This window comes from Caballeronia ptereochthonis, assembly GCF_001545075.1.
Classification (GTDB): Bacteria; Pseudomonadota; Gammaproteobacteria; order Burkholderiales; family Burkholderiaceae; genus Caballeronia; species Caballeronia ptereochthonis.
Window position 1 is genome coordinate 144026 of the sequence record NZ_FCOB02000013.1, and the last position, 18224, is coordinate 162249.

Sequence of the window (18224 nt, forward strand, 5' to 3'; positions counted from 1 at the left end):
ATCACGATGACGCTCAACTCTGCTCTTCGGCGCGCGAGCGCGCGGGCCTTGCCCTGGGTCGTGCCGCTTCTGATCCTGATCGCGTGGGAAGGCGCGGCGCGCGCGGGCGGCCTGTCCGCGCGCGTGCTGCCCGAGCCGCTCGCGGTGGTGAAGGCGGCGTGGGCGCTGATCCTGTCCGGCGACCTTTGGGCCAACGTCAAGGTGAGCGCGTGGCGCGCGTTCGCCGGGTTCGCGATGGGCGGCTCCGCCGGCTTCGTGCTCGGTCTGGCCACGGGGCTCTTCAAGCCCGCGGAGGTCGCGCTCGATTCGACCGTGCAGATGGTCCGCAACATCCCCGCGCTCGCCATGATTCCGCTGCTCATCCTGTGGTTCGGCATCGGCGAGGAGGCGAAGCTCGTGCTCGTCGCGCTGGGCGTGTTCTTTCCCGTCTACGTGAACACGTACCACGGCATCCGCTCGGTCGACCGCGATCTGATCGAGATGGCGAAGAGTTACGGACTCTCCGGGCCGGCGCTGTATCGGCATGTGATCCTGCCGGGCGCGCTGCCCTCGATTCTCGTCGGCGTGCGCTTCGCGTTCGGGCTGATGTGGGTGATGTTGATCGTCGCGGAGACCATTTCCGCCCAATCGGGCATCGGCTACATGACGATGAACGCGCGCGAGTTCCTGCAGACCGATGTGGTGCTGGTCGGCATCCTGCTCTATGCGTTGCTCGGCAAGCTCGCCGACATGGCCGCCCGCGCGATCGAACGCGCGACCCTGCGCTGGCATCCGGCCTATCAGAACAAGGTGCAAACATGACTTCGATGAATTCGACGATCGAACGCAACGGCGATGCCTTCGCGCGGACCTTGCAGCGTCCGTCGCCGGTCGCGCACTTGCCGGTCGGGCGCGATCCGGCCGTCTCGCTGAGAGGCGTCGAGAAGCGCTTCGGCGAGCGCCGCGTGTTGCGGGACCTGGACTTGTCGATCGAACGCGGCGGTTTCGTGTCGATCGTCGGGCGCAGCGGCTGCGGCAAGTCCACGTTGCTGCGGCTGATCGCGGGACTCGAAGACACGACGGGCGGTGCCGTGCAGCATCATGCGGCGTCGCCCGACGACGCGCTGCGCATTCGCATCATGTTTCAGGATGCGCGGCTTCTGCCTTGGAAGAGCGTGCTCGACAACGTGATGCTCGGCCTGCCGCGCAGCGCACGCGACGAAGCGCGCGCGACGCTCGCCGAAGTGGGATTGAGCGAGCGCGAACGCGACTGGCCTTCGCGGTTGTCGGGCGGCCAGCGCCAGCGCGTGGCGCTCGCGCGGGCGCTGGTGCATCGGCCGGATCTGCTGCTGCTCGACGAGCCGCTCGGCGCGCTCGACGCATTGACGCGCATCGAAATGCAGGGCTTGATCGAAAGGCTCTGGCGCGAGCATCGCTTTACGGCGTTGCTCGTCACGCACGATGTGCAGGAAGCGGTGTCGCTCGGGGATCGCGTCGTGCTGATCGAGGAGGGGCGCATCACGCTCGATACCGAAGTGGCGCTGCCGCGCCCGCGTGCGCGCACGGCGGAGAGGTTCGCCGAACTGGAAGAACAGGTGCTGTCGCGCGTGTTGCGAACGGACTGAGGCGAGAAAAGGTCGGGGCGTTGCCTCGACCGGGCGATCACTCAGCTTTGAGCGATGACGGATTCGCGTTGTTCCACTGCGTGATGTTGTTCCACTGCGTGATAGGCGTCGGATTGTTGCGTGCCGAAAGCCAGCGCGAAGCTCGACGCCTGGCGGCCCACTGTCCTGAGCTGCTCGACGACCTTCGGGTCCGAGCAGGTGTCGGCCGTCTCGAAGCGCGTTTCGAGCGTATTGACCGTGGCGCCGAACGGCGTCGGCCAGCCGCGCAGCGCATGAACGATCGAGCGCAGCGACGTCAGCACCGTCCCCGCCGCCTGCCAGCCATACGCGGTCACGATGCTGCCGACCGCGCGCCCGTCGAGGTACGGACGATCGTCGAGCCGGAGTTCCTCCAGCATATCGAGCGCGTTCTTCACCAGACCCGAGATGCCGCCGTGATAGCCCGGCGTCGCGATGACGAGCGCATCGGCGGCGCGCACGGCTTCGATGAGTTCGTGCTGTTCGTCGGTGAGTTCGCGCGTCTCGGGCGCGTAGTGAGGCAGCGTGTGCAGGAACGCGCCGCCGAAGAGCTGAACGCGCGCGCCGGCTTCCTGTGCGCCCTTCAATGCAAATGCGAGCGCGCGTTCCGTCGACGATGCGGGCCGTGTCGTGCCGCCGATTCCGACCACGAGCGGGCGGCGCGATGAATGAATTCGAGTCAAGATCAATGCTCCAGATGAAGGGGGCGGCGCTGCACGCGGTGCGTGACGAACCGTCAGGCTAAACATCATAGCCAGCGGCATCACGGACCGGAACGCATGATTTTCGCTAAGGATATACATGAACGTTTCATTCCTGCCCGAGCGCTTTGCTTAGTCAGGTAAATTGTTTAAGCGCGCGGGGTTCGCCGCTTAAGCTTTTCGGCTCGTCTTCTTTAACAAATACGCCATGACACATCGACCCGCTCAAACCGATATCGACATTCATCCCCTGATCGCCGCACGCTGGAGTCCGCGCGCCTATGCGGAGCGGCCGGTCGCGCATGAACAGGTCCTTGCTCTGCTGGAGGCGGCCCGCTGGGCGCCATCCGCGTTCAATGCGCAACCGTGGCGCTTCGTCGTCTTCGAGAAAGGCCAGGACCCGGATGCGTTCGCGCGCGCGTTCGCGACGCTCATTCCCTTCAATCAGACGTGGAATGCGCCCGCGCAGGTATTGATCGTCGTGCTCGCGGATACGCTGACCTCGAAAGGGACGGTCAACCCGAGCGCAAGCTACGACGCAGGCGCCGCCGCGATGGCGCTGTTGTTGCAGGCGCAGGCGCAAGGACTCGCCGCGCATCCGATGAGCGGATTCGATGCGAGCGCCTTTCGACAGGCCTTCGTGATTCCCGAGCGCTACGCCGCGCTCAGCGTGATCTCCGTGGCGCATCACGGCGATGCCCAGGCGCTGCCCGCCGCGCTGGCCGAGCGCGAAGCCGCGCCGCGCGCCCGGCTGCCGCTCGACGAGATCGCGCGATTCGGCGGATGGCAGGCCCCGGTTCGCGAACAATAAAGTCAAAACGAGAGAGATTCGCGTGCACCATCGTAGGGAATGGCGCTGCAAATAAGGCGTCCCGTTTGTCGATCATCTGATCGAGGCGGTGCGCGGGACAGAGTTCGAGCGCTAGCGGGCGGCTCGCACGCATCGAGGCGCCGGATTGGATCGTCGCGGCGGTGCTCGCGAGCGCTGTCCGCCGCCGCGCATCGACTCCCTTGCGCCTACTGCGCGGCCACCACAGCGATCTCGACAGCAGATGCGGTGCGGCGAGCTTCGCTTCGACCGTCGCGCGCGGGGCGTGCGGCCGTCGTATATAAGGCCGAAGATTTGCGCTGTTTCGCCTACCCCATGCCGAGACGGGTAACGGGGACGCTGCCACTTCGCCCCATTCAACTGGAGTCTTTAATCGATCTTAAGACGATGCTGGTCTGTCGCATATGTATCAACACACAATGAAGTTAGCTTTTTTTCCATAGAGGTAGAGTCAATCTTTTGGCGAAGCGGGATCTGCCGCTCGACACGCTCAGATGATCGAGATGGTCTATATGCCGTCAAAAGGCAGGATTCGCGATCCATGACAGGGAAAAATCGTGGGCAACGATTCCATGGCGTCCGCCACGGCTTCGACATCGATGAGCGCTCCGACGCATGCGCGCCGGAGCGTTTCGAGCTTCACGCGCGCAAGGGCCTTAACCCCGAGCGTACTTCATTCGCGAAGATCATCGGCTCTTCCCATGCCGCGAAGTGGCCGCCCGTTTCGGGCTTGTTGAAGTAAATCAGCTTGTGATAGGCCTTTTCCGTCCAGCTCTTCGGCGCCTGGTAGTTTTCTCCGGGAAATGCGCTCACGGCAGCAGGCACATTGACGTCGGCTGTGAGAAAGAAGTTCGCATGCGACTCCCAGTAGAAACGCGCTGCCGAGATACCGGTGTTGGTCAGCCAGTAAAGCGTGATGTCGTCGAGTATGTCGTCTCGCGTCAGCGCGCCTGCTGAGTGACCGTTGACGGGGTGACCAAGGACGGCCGCACTCAGCGCAGCGGCGGGCTGGCCGTAGCCGTCGCCGTGGTCGAGTAGCCAGGAAGCCAGCGCGACGGGCGAGTCGGCGAGTCCGTACAGCGTCTGCGGGCGCGTGCCCATTTCGAATGCGTAGCCGCGCTTCTTCTTGAAGTTGGCACTCAACTGCTCATACGCGTGCTTTTCCTCCTCCGATAATCCGGCGGGCATCGATTCACCGGCAGCCAGCGACTTCAGAATCTCCGCTGGAACGGAGGCAGGGAAGTTCACATGAATGCCGATCAGTTCGGGCGGCGCCTGTTTGGCCATGATGTTCGTGACGATCCCGCCGAGATCGCCGCCCTGCGAAGCAAAACGCTCATAGCCGACGCGTTTCATCAATGTGACCCACGCGTGTGCGGTGCGCTCCGGTCCCCATCCTGTCGTGGTCGGTCTGGCCGAAAAGCCGTAACCGGGCAAAGAGGGAATCACGAGATGGAAGGCATCCGATGCCGGCGCGCCATACGCGGTCGGATTGACGAGCGGATCGATGATCTTGAACTGTTCGATGACCGACCCGGGCCATCCATGCGTGACGATCAACGGCATGGCGTCGTCGTGCTTCGAGCGCACATGGATGAAATGGATATCGAGTCCGTCGATCTCCGTGATGAATTGCGGATACGAATTCAGTCGCGCCTCGCATTTACGCCAGTCGTATCCGGTCGCCCAGTATTGAGCGAGTCCCTGGATAGTGGCGAGCTGAATACCCTGCGATTCGTCGGGCACGGTTTCGCGGTCCGGCCAGCGCGTCGCCTTGATGCGCCGCCGCATGTCGACGAGCTGCGCTTCAGGAACGTGAATGCGGAACGGGCGCAGCGCTGTCTTGTCGCCATTCGCGGGTTCCGTGATCGTGCCGACAGTCGGGAACGCGTTAGCCAAGGCGAGCCGGCTCGGCGAGCCTGCCGCGAGCGCCGCAGCGGCCATGCCGACGAAATGGCGGCGCGATGAGGATTGGGAAGCGTTGTTTGACATAGGATGGGGCTCGAGCGGCGATCAGTGCGTTGCCTTGCGCGTGAAGTCGGCTGCGTGCAGCTTCACGAAGTCGTACATGCTCATCGGCTTGCGGCCCGTGAGCTCGAACAGGTCGTTCGTCATGCGGTCGTATCGTCCCTGTGCATGCAGATCGGTCATCACGGCGAGGTGCGCGACGACGTGATCGGGAATGCCGAGCTCGCGCAATTTGTCGGACCATGGTGCGACCGGCACATTGCGGTAGCGGATGGGCCGACCGAGCGCCTCCGAGAAGACGCGTGCGGCATGTTCGGGATCCGTCGATTCGAGACCCGTCAGGTTATAGATCTTGCCGATATGCGGCGCCGGGTTCTCGAGAATCACCGATACGGCGTGCGCAACGTCGACTGCGGAAATGGGCGACGTCCTGCTGTCGCCGAGCGGCAGCGCGAGTTCGTCGTTATCGCGCACGCCGGCGGCGCCCAGTGTCAGGAAGAAGCTCTCGAGAAACGCTGTCGGTCGCATCGTGACGACGGGCAGCCCCGACCACTGCAAGACCTGTTCGGCGAGCCAGTGCAGCTTGTGCTGGGGACTGTCGGTCGTCTCCGTGATGCTCATTTCCGTGACCGTCATCTGCGACATGTTCACGATGGCTTCGACGCCATGATTACGCGCCGCCGCGGCGAAGTTCACGGTTGCCTCCAGGTAGGCGGGGGAGACCGACATGCCGAAGTAGACCCGCGAGCAGCCTTCGATCGCGCGGTGCATCGCCGTGAGATCGGTGAGATCGCCGACCACGACTTCGGCGCCAAGCCGGCGCAGCTCGTCCGCACGTGCGTCCTCTTTGCGGACCAGCGCCCGGACCTTGTAGCCCTTCTCGAGCAAGGACGTGGTCACGCTTCGGCCGATTCCACCGATCGCGCCTCCAGCTCCCGTCACGAGGATGGGTCTATCGTGTGCAAGTTGAGTGTTCATTTCCAGATACCTTTTTGAATTGGGTTCAATTACGTCGAGTCGCACGTTCGACTTCATTTCATTTATGTACGTGCATATGCACATCGAATGGCGAGATTGTTTGCAAGCCCGCGTTGCTCATCCGCGTGCGCCTTGCAGAAAGCCGAGCATTGTTTTCGTGACCAACTCGGGCTGTTCCTCCTGGATGAAGTGTCCGCTGTTCTCGATGTCGACGGCGCTCATGTTGGCCGCCTTCTGTCCAACGACCATCTTCATCCACTTGTATGCGGGACCACCCATCACGAGCACGGGCATTTGCAGCGGGCCGTAGTTCTTGTTGTCGCTGACGTCCTGAGGGAAGGCCTGATACCACGCGTTGCCTGCGCGGATGGCGGCGGCACTGTCGTAGGCGTGCTCGTACACGGCGCGGTCGCGCGCGTCGACTGCTTTCTCATTCACGAGAAAGTAGTGGAAGAGCCAGTCCTGTTCAAGCCGGACGCGCCCTGCCAGCAGTTGCTCCGGCAAACCTCTGACCTGATTGAACGCGAACCACCATAGGTTCGGGCGCGCCGAACCCAGCCTGTCACCGTATGCGCCCTGGGCGGGTAGAAGCGGAAGCGTCTGCAAGCTATCGTCGGGATGCGGAAACTCCATCATCACCAGTTTGTCGGTGGCTTCCGGATAGTTCTCCGCATAGGCGAACGCCACGGCCGAGCCGATGTCGTGTCCCGCGATCGTAACCTTGTCGTATCCAAGCGATTGCGTCAGCTGATGGATATCAGCGGCCATCGTTTTCTTGTCATAGCCGTCAGCGGGTTTCGACGATGCGCCCATGCCGCGCAGATCCACCACGATCACGGTGTAATGCTCGGCGAGCGCCGGCATGATCTTGTGGAAGGTCCACCATGTTTTGGGCCAACCAGGAAGCAACACGAGCGGCTCGCCCTTGCCACCGATCACATAATGCAGCCGTACGCCATTCACGGTTGCATGGCCATTTCTGAATCCGGGCAGCGACTTCACCAGCGTGAGATCCGAGACATCGGTCTTGGCGGCCGCCGGCTTGCGTGCATGCGTGGCGACTGGCGTATGCATTGCAGACGTCTGCGCGTAGCCGGGCGAGACTGTCGCCATCAGCGCCGCAACGACGCCGGTCCTGATCATTGCTTTCACAGCAATCCTCCTATCGAGGCAGTTCGACGTTCGCAGGTTCATGCAGCATGGGTGCGCAGATCGTCGGAACTCTGGTCGTCGACGATCATCGGGCGCGAAGCACGTTCGTGAATATGCGCCGCCGGCATACGGTCGATCATCAGACTTAGCAGTTCAGGGCGGTTGTAGTGGCCGGCCGAGTCCATCAGCATCTTGCGGCGGTCGATCTGTGTGAAGTCGAGATCGACGATCACTTCGCCTTCACCCGAGCGAAGGGGCTCTGCCATCAGCATGCCGTCAGGAGAGACGATGGTAGTCAAGCAGCCGCCCGAGATCGGACCGATTGGACAACCGGTGTCCTTCATGGTTTGCGCCTGCTGGTCGGCGTCAAGCCACGCCGTTGCGTTGACGACGAAAGCGCCGGACTCGAGCGCATGCTGGCGGATGTTGATCTCCATACGCTGGGCGAAGCCCTCGCCAAAGGCCGAGCCAGGGTACATCGCCGAATGAATCTGCTCGCCGTCGGCGATCATTGCGTAACGTGCAAGCGGGTTGTTGTGCTCGAAGCATGCGAGCTGGCCGATGCGGCCGACTGCGCTGTCGACTGCACGCAAGCCGGAGCCATCTCCTTGCCCCCAGATCATGCGTTCGAAATGGGTCGGCGTGATCTTGCGGCGGCGCTGGATCAGCGTACCGTCGGCATCGAAGAGCAGTTGCGTGTTGTACAGCGTGCCGCCGTCGCGCTCATTGACGCCGATGGACACGACCATGCCGGCCTGTCGCGCGGCTTCGCCGATTGCGTCGGTAGCAGCGGAGGGCACAGTCACGGCCTGTTCGAGCAGGCGCAGATGTTCGGCTCTGCGGCTCGGCTCTCCGGGCCCTGACTCTCTCTATGCGACGAGAGTGGCCAGCGTTGCATTTGGACTATATGCGTCGAAGGAGTACATCCGTGTACACGGGCTACCGGGACATGACGGCGATCTGGCGAAGCATCGCTTTATAGGGATGTCGGGCAAACTTGCCAGATTTGAGCCATCTGTTTGGTTGAATGATTTTGCGCCGCAGGAAATGTATGGCGATATCGTCCGATAGCTTAGGGTTCGGCTATGTGGCGGCGGAGAAGGGGTTAGGTATCGCCTTACTGGCCTGTATCGTCGGTAACAGCTCGGCTAACCTTGTGCGTGTACCGATCAAGAGCAAAGTGCCTGTGTTGCCTTTGTGGCTGGTCACGCACGAAGGAACGCGAAAGCTGCCCGGCGTTAAAGCGCTGGCGCATTACATTCGAACCCAGGCCCAGCATAAGGCCGCCGATTTTGGCTGCAGTAACTGAATGAGTGTACGGAGCGAAGATAGACGATCGCTGACTGCGTATGCCGTCTCGAGGAGCTGGCTTGGGCGCCCGATCCGCTCAGCCACATGACTTGCTCGATGCCTGCCTGTAATGGGCGTTCATGGGGGTGAGGTAGCTGAAAGGATCATACCAATCGTGACCCCTAAGCCCCATGTGCCGCTTCAACAATGGGAAGAGGGTGGGGGCAGTCGTTTGAATCTGTTCCACAGTATCTTCATCGAATCATGGTCCTGGGCGACGCGCGATGCGAAATAACCGCGAGCGAAACCGGCTCCGGAGGCTGTTTCGGGCGTCGTCGTCGCCAACGACTTGAGCAACTCATCCGCGACAACAATGTCGTTACGCCAGCCGAGGTCATCCTGAAGTTCACTGAGTGCGCTGACATACGATTGAACGGACCGACGCGGAAATAGTGACGCAAAAAACTCAGTCGCATATCGAACTTTCTTCGCTGCGATGCGCGCACGATGCCGAGCCTCGTCGTCGAGTTCGGCGAGACCGCGGCCACGCTTGAGGAGCTTCTTGTGACGGGCTGTCAAGGTCGCTTTGGCGAACTTCCCGACTCGCTTTTCACAGCGCTTGCGCTCGTCGTCGGCCTGTCCATTACGCCATCCCATTGTCTCGATCCAAAGCGTGAGCTTGAGCACGAGCCGGGTATAGCGCACCGAATCGACCGCAGCCGCGGCCGTTTTGCGATTTTGCACCGCGCGCTCTTTGGCGGCCTGCCGGGTGGCGTTCGCGTCTTCACCGCCTTCGACCGAATCGAAGGCCTGATCGAGCGTTGGCCCCGCCAGAACTTCCCAGTCGCGTGCACCGCCGAGTTCGCCCGCGATCCATCTGAGTTCCGAATCGAACTGCGCCGGGACCGTAATCACATTCGCGAACAAGTTCAGCGCCGAGCGCAATCGACGCAGCCCGACACGCATCTGATGCACGCTTGATGGATCATGTCCCGACACGACACCCCGTTCGTTGCCGTGGACTTGTGCAAGACAATTCTTCGCAATATGCTGGAACGCCTCTTCGATCGTGTAACGCTTCTTGAGCTTGAGCGGATTTGCTCGCACGGGCGTCCGGTGCTCCTGCACGAGCAACTCGTATCCTCGGTCGCCCTTGCTCATGTAGTCGATGCGAAGAGGAATATCGTCGAGGAGCGAAAGCGCCAACTCGTAAAGCTGCTCGGGCGCGCCGGTTTTCAATTCCATCTCGACACCGTGGATCGCTGTAGAACCGGCTTGAGCTTCGATGACCCCGTCATCCACTGCCAGCTCGACCTCTGCGTCCCGCGGCAATCGAAGCACCGCAGTGGAGCGTTTGACACGCGTAACAAATAACGGCTGAAGTTGGGACGCGAGTTCCTCATTCTTCAGAAGCTTCCGGCCCTTTTTGCGAGCCGGAATCAACCGTTGTAATCGTTCAAGGTCCGGCGAATCGCCGCTCACAGGGCTCTCGAATTCGTCTCGCTCGAAGAATCCCGCGGCGACAGTGCCGTCCAGCTTGAGGGTCTGCGAGCGTTCGGCGCCGTCAGCCCGCACTCGTAGGGAGGCTCCGTTCCTATGCAAGTGCAAGTCGGGCGTGTCGAAGTAGGTGCTCGTGAGCTCGTGGGTCGTGCTCGAGTCACGCAATAGTCGACTGATCGCGGGAGCATGCAGGATCTGGCTCGCCTTACCTGCGGATACGTGTAATTTGAGTTCGCTTTCCATCATTCCTCCGTCGAGCGCGGCCACAAAGGTACTCTCACGATATAAGCATTAAACGTTCTCGGATCGGATGCAGCCCGGCTGCCGAGCCTCTGATGGCGGCGAAGGCGCAGACACGTCCCATTTCCCCGAAGTCTGGGTCCCGGCTAAAGGCTGGCTGACGCATATCCGGGTTCACAAGTTTGTGAAAACGATCTTGTTGGCGCATCACAGGTGCGAGGTCGGCGGAGGCCAAAGCTGGAAGGGCGATTGGTGCTCGTGACGTCATTTATCCGGTAACCGCTGTAGTCGGGACGCAACTACCTTTACCGCCGCAGGCCCGGTGCGGCTCGCCGATGCGAAGCAGAATGACCGTGCATGTGGATATTTACAGAAATGCACAAACTCAATCCATGCGTCCTCGTAGTGACCTTCACGTGAGAGTTCGAATGGCCTTCCAGCCGTAGCATGCGATGCGAGTTTCATGAACTGTTTCTCAAGTGGCCGGCACGTCTGACTGACGTATGCGTCGGCTGCCTGCGATGAAGAACCTCTCGTCGCATCGACCATGCTCTCACGCGCAACAGGAGACAAAAAATGGGCCTCGCGAATCGAAGACGCAATCTCGTGAACGATCGCGGCATCATTGCGGTAACGCGAAAGCAGAGATGACGGCAATGGGCCCACTGTCGGCTACGGATGGCGGTCACATGCGGACCGCTTGTGGCACCCGACGGGGACTTCCCGTTGCGCTCGCCGCCACTCTGCGACCGAATCGTGAACGAACAAGCAGGAATCGTGATTTTGCGAAGTTGCGTTGTCGTGTCCATGATTTGACGCGCGATTGCGCAACTCGCGGGTTCACGTAGTCATGGTACCGAGGGGCAAGCTCGGTTCTCGCGGGAATCGTCGGCGTTCATCCGCGATGCGGGCGCGCGTCAAATGATTGTCGCTGCACTCATGCCGCCTGTTTTGCCAAGCGTACTGTATGCGCGGCGCACTTCCGTCCGCGCGTTTTGCTGATGATGCGGATCGGGATCGAAACGGGACCGGACGCTTCCCCCATGCGCCACAAAGTGGCTTTTCCGGGAACGTGACTGCTGGTTCTACGCCCGAGGGCCGTCGTTTGCTGTTCTTGCCTTGTCGCACAACCACTGCGTCTAGCGCGGTCGTCCAAAGAAATACCTCGTTGGTGGGAAGCTTGGAGGCGTCGATGAATACGGTCAGGCAAGCGCCGGGTAGTCGGTATACCCATCCGACCCCGATTGATAGAACGTCTCAGGCCGCGGCTCATTGACCGATGCGCCCAATTGAAGTCGCCGCGGCAGGTCCGGGTTGGCGATGAACATTTGCCCAAAAGCCACGGCGTCCGCCTCACCGGCAGCGAGCAACCGTTCGGCCGTGTTCTTCGTCATCTGTTCGTTGGCGATATAGACGCCGCCGAACGCTGCTTTCAGTGCGGGACCGAGTCGGTCGTTGCCTAGCGCTTCGCGCGCGCAGATGAAGGCAATGCTGCGTTTGCCGAGTTCACGTGCGACATAGCCAAAGGTGTCCGCAGGATCCGAATCGCCCATCGATTTCACGTCACCGCGCGGCGACAGGTGTACGCCAACCCGGTTGGCGCCCCATACGGCGACGCAGGCGTCTGTGACTTCGAGCAGCAGTCGGGCGCGATTCTCGATCGGACCACCATAGGCGTCAGTGCGCTTATTGGTGGAGTCCTGCAAGAACTGGTCAAGCAAATAACCGTTGGCACCATGAACTTCCACGCCGTCGAATCCTGCCTTCCTTGCGTTTTCAGCGCCCTGCCGGAAGGCCGCAACCACACCCCCGATCTCCTCGGTTTCTAGAGCGCGCGGGGTGACGTATGCGCGCTCGGTCCGGACCAGGCTCACATGTCCGGCGGCGGCGATAGCGCTCGGCGCCACTGGTAAATCGCCGTCCAGAAAGATTGGGTCCGAGATTCGGCCAACATGTCACAGTTGCAGGAAGATGCAGCCCCCGACAGCGTGTATTGCGTCGGTGACCTGTTTCCAGCCTAGCACCTGCTCATCGCTCCAGATCCCGGGCGTGTTGGCGTAGTCGACACCTTGTGGCGTCACCGCAGTGGCTTCTGAAATGATCAGGCCGGCAGAGGCGCGCTGAACATAATACTCAGCCATCAGCGCGTTTGGGACGCGTTGACCACCGATGGCGCGTGAGCGTGTCAGCGGCGCCATGACGATGCGGTTGGGCAGGTCGAGGTCGCCGATGCGGATGCGATCGAAAAGGGTATTCACAAAGTATTTGCCTTTCATGCGAGAGCGAGTGTTATGTGATGGGGTTTAGATATAGCCCTGGGGTCAGACGTTTTTCTGTTGCCACGGCGGGTTGATGTTCTCCGATTCATGGTCGCGGTGCATGGGCGAGGATCGGGCACGAAGTCGGTGACTGCTGCGGCGCGTTCCCTCTCTGCGCCATGGACAAGACCCGTGCGGTGTTGAACCGCAGACTCAAACCTCCAGGTGCGGTCGATGAGCCCGGCATACATGCACATCCATCACAGGGCAAAGTGCTGGGCAGGCAAGTCATCCACGACTCCTCCGTCTGTCCCATATCGGCTGCCTTGAGAGACACGCGAGGCGCTTGCACGCCGGACTCGTCAAACGGTCCTTCGATGAGATCAGCGAAACGGCACCATCGTAGACCTGACAAGCAATACATCCAATCAATTGTCGTGCATACACTTCGACATGCGTACGAGGGTGATGTATGCGTCACGAGAAGTGTGCCGCGTCGCGTACAACCGATGCGTACAAGGACGGCGAGCACACAGGTGAGCGTAGCAGCGGCGTCTTATGCCTCCGTAGACTTCGATCGGCGGGAAATCCACCGGTTGCTGGCGGATGCTCGCATTGGAAATAACTCTGTATCCATGACAATAGTTTGATTGTCGTGATTGACCAGACTACGATGGCATCGCTCTTGGTCGATGAAGGGAATCGCAACATGGAACTGAACGCCACCACCATCCTCGTCACATTTGCGGGTGTCTTCCTCATCTGCTTCATGAAAGGTGCCTTCGGTGGTGGCTTTGCCATCGTTGGTATTCCGCTGCTGTCGCTTGTGATGGATCCGGTGACTGCGGGCGGCCTGCTTGCTCCGTTGTTTGTCGCTATGGATCTCTTCAGCCTTCGTTACTGGAAGCCGTCGACGTGGTCCAAGCCCGACCTCCTTGTGTTGGTGCCAGGGCTAGTAGTCGGCATTGGCGTCGGCTACCTGCTATTTAGGGTGCTGGATCATCGCGCGATCGCCATCGTGATGGCAGCAGTCACACTGATTTTCGTCGGCTTGTGGTTCTCACGCGGTGGAGAGGTCGCGGTTCGGCCACGCTCGTCGGCCCGGGCTGTCACCGCTGGTATGACGTCCGGCGTTACTACCATGGTTGCGCACTCTGGCGGACCGCCGCTGCGATGTATCTGCTGCCGCTCGGCCTCAGCAAGCAGGTCTACGCCGGTACGACCAGCCTGTTCTTCACGGTAGGCAACATCATCAAGGCGGCACCTTGGTTGGCCTTGGCCAGGCCGGCGACCACCGTCTGGACGTTGATGGCGATCTGCCTGCTTGCCGTTCCGTCTGGCGTCTGGTTGGGCTGGCGCCTGCACGCCAGGTTGGGCCAGCGCCAGATGTACAGGGCCTGCTACGGCCTGCTCCTGGTCACGGCCATGAAGTTGCTGTGGGATGGAGCGTCCGGGTATCTGCGATGAATATCAGCAGCACGCATCGGTGAACGCATCGCGCGGGCATTCGGAAATGCGATATGTCGCCAATGCCGCAGTGCGTTTTGCGCGATGAGCCCAGGGAAGGCATGTTGCAGGGCGGCTTACCGGGGAAGCCGTCGGGAAGGCGGCAAAGTCGTCGTCCGATCCTGCCGGACAGACTGCGCCCTCGCAAACCTGCGTCAGTAGGTATGTTCCGCAATAACGCGAGCCACTGCTTTCAGCGATTGTCGGAGCGTGGGCAGATCGACCGACCCAATCGCCAGTCGAATGGCGTGAGGTACCTGAGTCGATGTAGCGAAGGGCAGGGCGGTCGAAACCGAGATGCGTTCGCGCATCAGCGCCATCGCGACAGCGTCGGCGCGAACTTCCTGCGCGAGAGGAATCCAGATGAAGTACGCGGCGGGATGGGTGATCGTCCTGAGCTTGCCGAGAGCTTCGGCAGCAAGACTTTGCCGCATCGTGGCGTCCCGCCGCTTCTCGTTTTCGAGCCGCACCACCGTGCCGTCGTTTATCCAGTTGCAGGCGATCGCCGTCATGGTCGCCGGTGTGTTCCAAGTCGTTGCCCGGATCGCCCGTTCAAACTTGGGAATCCATTCGCGTGGTGCGCAGACGAAACCTACGCGCAGACCCGTTGCGACACTCTTCGATAAGCTTGAGACATAGACCGTCGTTTCCGGAGCAATCGATGCTAACGGTGGCGGAGCATCTTCAGCGAGGTACGCGTAGGCCGCGTCCTCGATGAGGACCAGTCCATGTTGTCGAGCGATGCTGACAAGCTCGCGGCGCCGGCTGGCGCTCATTACCCAGCCGAGCGGGTTGTGCAGCGTAGGCATCGCGTATACGGCGCGTACGCGTCGTCGCTTGCACAGGGCCGTCAATGCGTCCAGATCGGGGCCACGCCCGGCGACCGGAATCGGCGCGAGTTCCAATCGATTGGCCTCGGCGGCCAGCTTGAATCCCGGGTAGGTTAGTGCGTCCACGGCAACCACGTCGCCGGGTTCGAGCAGCGCCATGGCGGACGTCGTCAGTCCGTGCTGTGCCCCACTCACGAGCAACGTCGTTGCGGCCGTCGCTGCCAGACCCCGGCTGGCTAGATGGCGTGCCGCCGTCTCGCGCTCGTGCTCTCGCCCGCCGTGCGGCTGGTATCGAAGCAGCGACTCCAGATCGCCGGCCGCCGAGAGCTGGCGCAGCGCTGAGCGGAAAAGGTCGGTCTGACCCGGCGCAGACGGAGAGTTAAAGCTCAGGTCAATCGTAAGTGAACTCCACGCATGCAAGTCAACCCCCTCACCACGGGGGAGAGGCTCCTTGACGAAGGTGCCACGCCCGATTTCGCCGCTAACCAGACCCATCGTGCGTAGCTCCGCATACACACGAGTTGCTGTCACGAGGGCGAGGCCCTCGCGAGCAGCCAGTTCGCGATGCGTAGGCAGACGCGTCCCGGGACGTAGGCGGCCGTCGCGAATGTCAGTTGCAAGGCGGTCAACGATTTGCTTGTAGCGGGCCTCAGGCACGGCTCAGTGTATCCACGACAATTATTTGATTGTATCGATTATCGACCCTACCATACTGTCATACAAGCTCTCCGTGAGGACGCCGTGCGCATCGCCAAGTTGCGGTCGATGAACGGCGTGGTGCTGCAGGCGCAAGCATCGAGCATCCCGAGCTTGCACGGACTCGACACGTCTCATTCGGCCGACGCCGCGCACATCGGCCGGGCGATGTCGATATGCACTGACACCGTTAGCGCAAGGTCTTGAACGCGGCTCTGATCTCTTCCGAGAACAACTGAGGCTGTTCCCATGCCGCGAAGTGACCTCCCTTATTTACTTCGTTGAAGTAGATGAGATCGTGATAGCTTCGTTCGGCCCAACTGCGCGGCGCCTGATAGATCTCGCCGGGGAAGACGGTGACGGCCGCGGGAATCGAAATGTCGACGGCGTTGAAGTTGTTCGCGTTGTTCGTCCAGTAGAGCTGAGCCGCCGACGTCGACGTGTTCGTCAGCCAGTACAGGGTGATGTCGTCGAGCATCTCGTCCTTCGTTAGCGCACGCTCGGGATTGCCGCCGCTGTACGTCCAGTCTGAGAACTTATCGTACATCCATGCAGCTTGACCGACCGGCGAATCCGCGAGCGCATAGCCTATGGTTTGCGGACGCGTCACCATCATCGCAGCGTAACCGCCGCCGCGCGTGTAGAGGTTGTCGAGCGACTTATAGGCGGCGGTTTCCTTGGCGTCGAGTCCGGGTGGCGGCGGGTCGCCTGCCTTCAGGGACTTCGCGACTTCCGGCGGCACGGTCGCCGGCATGTTGACGTGAATGCCGATCAAGCCGGGCGGTTTCTGCGCGGCCATCTTGTCGGCGATGACCGAGCCCCAGTCACCGCCCTGCGCGACATAGCGCTGATAGCCCAGCCGATGCATCAGTTCATCCCATGCGCGCGCGATGTGATCCGGAGTCCAGTCGGCGGTTTTCGGTTTGCCGGAGAAGCCGTAGCCGGGCATCGAAGGCAGGACCAGATCGAACGAATCTTCGGCGCGCCCGCCATATGCGACGGGATTCGTCAGCGGCCCGATGACCTTCAGTTCTTCGAAGACCGATCCGGGCCAGCCATGCGTCATGATGAGCGGCAGCGCATTCTGGTTCTTCGAACGAACCCAGATGAAATGAATATCGACGCCATCGATCGTGGTCACATACTGCGGCAACGCATTGAGCTGCGCCTCCGCGCGTCGCCAGTCATAGCCGTTGCCCCAATACTTCACGAGCGCCTGCAACCTCGCTAGCTGCACGCCCTGCGAACGATCCGTGACCGATTCTGGATCCGGCCAGCGCGTCGCGGCGATGCGCTGGCGCAGATCGGCGAGTTGGGTGTCCGAGAAGTGCGCCTTGAACGGGCGTATCGACACGTCATCGCCGGATATGGCGGACGGTAGGGAAGCGTCGGCGGCGCGCGCGGACCCGGTCGCATAGGCGAACGGAGTCGCGACGAGTGCAGCACTGACGACGATGGACTTCAAGCCTTTCATCATGACGTTTTCCTGACTTTGGACCAACCGAACGAGAACTAGAATGGGAGCTGGAGGAGTCGATATGCTGCTTTGCGGCCGATGCGGCGTCAAAGATCAATCGCGTTCCATGCATCCATAGCGTAGTTATATGGCGTGCAGCCGATGTCGCAAAGGACGTAGAACCTACGCTTTCAGGACGTCAACCGAGGAGTCACCGTGCCGACAATCGCGTTCGTCGTGTTCGATGGATTTCACGTGATGGCGCTGGCCGCGCAGCCCGTGTTTTCGTTCGCCAACCGGAAGTACGGTCAGCCGTTCTACGACACGCTCACGCTGTCGGAAAACGGCGCGCCGGTTCAACCGGTCGACGGCCCGGCCGTGATGACCGAGCCTTTTGGCAACCAAACGTTCGACACAGTGATCTTCGCCGGCGGCGATCCGACCGACGTGCCGTCGTCGCGGGGATTGCTTGAGTTCGTGCGCCATAGCGCGTCAACGGCCCGGCGTGTCGCGTCCATCTGCACGGGTGCGTTCGTGCTGGGCGAGGCGGGCTTGCTGGATGGCCGTCGGGTCACCACGCACTGGATCTATGCGCGCGCGTTGAGCAAGCGCTATCCCGAGGCGCGCGTCGAAGCGGACCGGATCTATGTCATCGATGGTCCGGTGTGGACATCGGCTGGAATGACGGCGGGAATCGACCTCGCGCTCGCGATGGTAGAAGCCGATCTCGGCACCGATCTCGCGCGAGCGGTGGCGCAAACGCTTGTCGTGTCTCACCGGCGCGCGGGTGGCCAGTCCCAGCATTCCGCGCTGCTCGAAATCGACGCCAAGTCGGATCGGATACAGTCCGCGCTGACATATGCGAAGAAGCATCTCGCGCAGTCGCTGTCGGTTGAACAGTTGGCCGAAGTCGCGCGTCTCAGTCCCCGCCAATTCAGCCGCGCGTTTCGTGCAGAAACGGGGCAGTCGCCCGCGAAAGCCGTCGAGCGATTGCGGCTGGAGGCGGCGCGGCTGATGCTGGAGCGAAGCCGCCATAGCGTCGAGCAGATCGCGCAGCAGACGGGCTTTGCCGATTCCCGGCGCATGCGCGAAGCGTTCACGCGTGCGTTCGGACAGCCGCCTCAGGCGATTCGCAGAAACGGTCGCGCGGCGGTTGCGTGAAGGGTGGCCCTTACTGTCGAGCGAAAGCCGCATCGGG

Annotated in this window: 12 protein-coding genes and 3 pseudogenes; 6 read left to right on the forward strand and 9 right to left on the reverse strand. The window is 61.6% G+C overall.

Annotation, left to right across the window (positions count from 1 at the left end):
• The first annotated feature begins 6 nt into the window (after positions 1 to 6).
• Both ssuC and AWB83_RS15720 read left to right on the forward strand, forming a co-directional pair.
• Positions 7 to 801, forward strand: a complete 795-nt coding sequence (gene ssuC / locus AWB83_RS15715; RefSeq protein ID WP_087046487.1) for an aliphatic sulfonate ABC transporter permease SsuC — start codon at positions 7 to 9, stop codon at positions 799 to 801.
• A complete protein-coding gene (locus tag AWB83_RS15720; protein ID WP_087046488.1) occupies positions 798 to 1604 on the forward strand; it encodes an ATP-binding cassette domain-containing protein in 807 nt (268 codons plus the stop codon). The genes ssuC and AWB83_RS15720 overlap by 4 nt, the downstream gene beginning before the upstream one ends.
• Positions 1605 to 1645: 41 nt before the next feature.
• On the opposite strand, the gene AWB83_RS15725 is transcribed toward AWB83_RS15720, so the two are convergent.
• Entirely contained in the window at positions 1646 to 2305 is a 660-nt protein-coding gene (locus AWB83_RS15725) for an NADPH-dependent FMN reductase (RefSeq protein WP_087046489.1), read from the reverse strand.
• A gap of 226 nt (positions 2306 to 2531) precedes the next feature.
• On the opposite strand from AWB83_RS15725, the gene AWB83_RS15730 reads away from it, so the two are divergent.
• Positions 2532 to 3134, forward strand: coding sequence for a nitroreductase family protein (locus AWB83_RS15730; protein ID WP_087046490.1), 603 nt, complete (start codon positions 2532 to 2534; stop codon positions 3132 to 3134).
• 657 nt (positions 3135 to 3791) lie between these two features.
• Here AWB83_RS15730 and AWB83_RS15735 read toward each other — a convergent pair.
• From AWB83_RS15735 to AWB83_RS15750, 4 genes and pseudogenes are all read right to left on the reverse strand, one after another.
• Complete coding sequence (locus AWB83_RS15735; RefSeq protein WP_087046491.1) at positions 3792 to 5144, reverse strand: epoxide hydrolase; 1353 nt, start codon at positions 5142 to 5144, stop codon at positions 3792 to 3794.
• A gap of 21 nt (positions 5145 to 5165) precedes the next feature.
• Complete coding sequence (locus AWB83_RS15740) at positions 5166 to 6098, reverse strand: NmrA family NAD(P)-binding protein (RefSeq protein WP_087046538.1); 933 nt, start codon at positions 6096 to 6098, stop codon at positions 5166 to 5168.
• Between the two features lie 117 nt (positions 6099 to 6215).
• A complete protein-coding gene (locus AWB83_RS15745; RefSeq protein WP_244197761.1) occupies positions 6216 to 7241 on the reverse strand; it encodes an alpha/beta fold hydrolase in 1026 nt (341 codons plus the stop codon).
• Between the two features lie 47 nt (positions 7242 to 7288).
• Positions 7289 to 8086, reverse strand: a pseudogene (locus tag AWB83_RS15750) (carbon-nitrogen hydrolase family protein); the annotation flags it as partial.
• A 215-nt stretch (positions 8087 to 8301) separates the two neighbouring features.
• On the opposite strand from AWB83_RS15750, the gene AWB83_RS15755 reads away from it, so the two are divergent.
• Complete coding sequence (locus AWB83_RS15755) at positions 8302 to 8559, forward strand: LysR family transcriptional regulator (protein ID WP_159463054.1); 258 nt, start codon at positions 8302 to 8304, stop codon at positions 8557 to 8559.
• A 182-nt stretch (positions 8560 to 8741) separates the two neighbouring features.
• Here AWB83_RS15755 and AWB83_RS15760 read toward each other — a convergent pair whose 3' ends face one another.
• Complete coding sequence (locus tag AWB83_RS15760; RefSeq protein WP_244197754.1) at positions 8742 to 10307, reverse strand: CYTH and CHAD domain-containing protein; 1566 nt, start codon at positions 10305 to 10307, stop codon at positions 8742 to 8744.
• A gap of 1175 nt (positions 10308 to 11482) precedes the next feature.
• A pseudogene (locus AWB83_RS15765) lies at positions 11483 to 12538 on the reverse strand (alkene reductase).
• Positions 12539 to 13307: 769 nt separating this feature from the next.
• Between AWB83_RS15765 and AWB83_RS15770 the strand changes: the two are divergent.
• Positions 13308 to 14005, forward strand: a pseudogene (locus AWB83_RS15770) (sulfite exporter TauE/SafE family protein).
• A 194-nt stretch (positions 14006 to 14199) separates the two neighbouring features.
• Here AWB83_RS15770 and AWB83_RS15775 read toward each other — a convergent pair.
• Entirely contained in the window at positions 14200 to 15531 is a 1332-nt protein-coding gene (locus AWB83_RS15775) for an aminotransferase-like domain-containing protein (RefSeq protein WP_087046494.1), read from the reverse strand.
• A 229-nt stretch (positions 15532 to 15760) separates the two neighbouring features.
• Entirely contained in the window at positions 15761 to 17044 is a 1284-nt protein-coding gene (locus AWB83_RS15780) for an epoxide hydrolase family protein (protein ID WP_087046540.1), read from the reverse strand.
• A gap of 198 nt (positions 17045 to 17242) precedes the next feature.
• On the opposite strand from AWB83_RS15780, the gene AWB83_RS15785 reads away from it, so the two are divergent.
• Entirely contained in the window at positions 17243 to 18187 is a 945-nt protein-coding gene (locus AWB83_RS15785) for a GlxA family transcriptional regulator (protein WP_087046495.1), read from the forward strand.
• Positions 18188 to 18224: the final 37 nt, after the last annotated feature.